The organism is Caballeronia calidae (assembly GCF_900044055.2).
In the GTDB taxonomy this organism is placed as follows: domain Bacteria; phylum Pseudomonadota; class Gammaproteobacteria; order Burkholderiales; family Burkholderiaceae; genus Caballeronia; species Caballeronia calidae.
Genome location: NZ_FCOX02000270.1, coordinates 1 through 1405, shown reverse-complemented (window position 1 = coordinate 1405; position 1405 = coordinate 1). Strand labels below are relative to the sequence as shown.

At 57.3% G+C, this 1405-nt stretch carries 1 protein-coding gene; it reads right to left on the bottom strand.

All coding sequences use genetic code 11. From position 1 onward, the window contains the following. Positions 1 to 284 precede the first annotated feature (284 nt). Positions 285 to 1313, bottom strand: coding sequence for an IS110 family RNA-guided transposase (locus tag AWB78_RS42540; RefSeq protein WP_062613297.1), 1029 nt, complete (start codon positions 1311 to 1313; stop codon positions 285 to 287). Between the last annotated feature and the right edge of the window lie 92 nt (positions 1314 to 1405).

Below are 1405 nucleotides of genomic sequence, written 5' to 3'. Positions count from 1 at the left end.
ACCGTACATGGACGCCCCCGGCTTGCCAAGCTGCCAGTCAGTGAAAGCTGAGGGAAGATTGCACCCGTACATTCGGACTTTAGTTGTGAGACGGGCTCACTGTCCCTGATGGGTTCTGCTGGCCAGTTCCGCTATCGCTTACACGCACTCTCGGTGCCTCGGTCATTCTGGGCTTACTGGCCACGGTCTTACCTGTTTGCCATCACTTCGTGATCGCCTGAGCAATCGGCGGTAGGGTTCTCAATTTTCGTAACGGCTATCCTTCTTCAAGGAAACCGGGTCGCTCATGCTGCGCGCGGTGCGTAGCCAGGCTGGAAACTTCGGTCGTGAACGAGCAGCGCCCACACGGTACGAGCCATCTTGTTCGCTAATGCGACAGCGGCCACATTCTTGTTACGTCTTGCTGTGATCTTGAAAACCCAGTTGTTTGGGTCGGCCTTCTGCGTTGCCCGGTAGATGACCGATCTCGCGCCATGGATCAACATGGTCCGCAAATAGGCGTCGCCACGCTTGCTCATGCCCAGGAGGTTCTGCTTGCCACCGCTTGAATGTTGGCGCGGAACAAGCCCCAACCATGCGGCAAGTTGTCGGCCATTGTCAAAGTTCCTCGCGTCGCCGATCGTCGCCACTAGAGCGGTGGCGGTCAGAGGACCGATGCCAGGTACCTTCTCAAGGCGCTGGCTCGCCTCATTGTCGCGGTGCCAAGTCTTTATTACCGCTTCGATCTCGTCAACCTGGCGATGCAACAATTCCAGATGCTCGAGCAGTCGGTTGATCAGGAGGCGGAACGAGCCCGGCAGCGCGTTGCTGGCATCCTCGATGAGTTCCGGTACTCGCTGCGTGATGTAGGCAATACCTTGCGGCACTACGATGCCGAATTCGCCGAGCAAGCCACGGATCTGGTTTGCTTGCGCCGTACGAGCCTTAACGAAACCTTGGCGAACACGGTGTAGCGAAAGCACCGACTGTTGCTCAATGTTCTTGACAGGCACGAAGCGCATCGACGGCCGACTTACCGCCTCGCAGATGGCTTCAGCGTCGGCCGCATCGTTCTTGTTGCTCTTGACATATGGCTTGACGAATTGAGGCGCCATCAGCTTGACGGTATGCCCGAGCGCCTGAAGTTTACGCGCCCAATAATGGGCACTTCCGCAGGCTTCCATCCCAATCAAACACGGGTGCAAGTTAGCAAAGAACGTCGCGATTTGTTCCCGGCGAAGCTGCTTACGAAGCACAACCTTGCCGTGCTTGTTCACACCGTGGACCTGGAACACGTTCTTGGCCAGGTCGATGCCGATCGTTGTAATCTCCATGGTGGGCGCTCCCGCTGTTCGAGTGGTTGACGACACTTCCACTCTGGCACATTGATGCCGTCTAGGTGGGGGCGTCCATCCCATTGCTTACG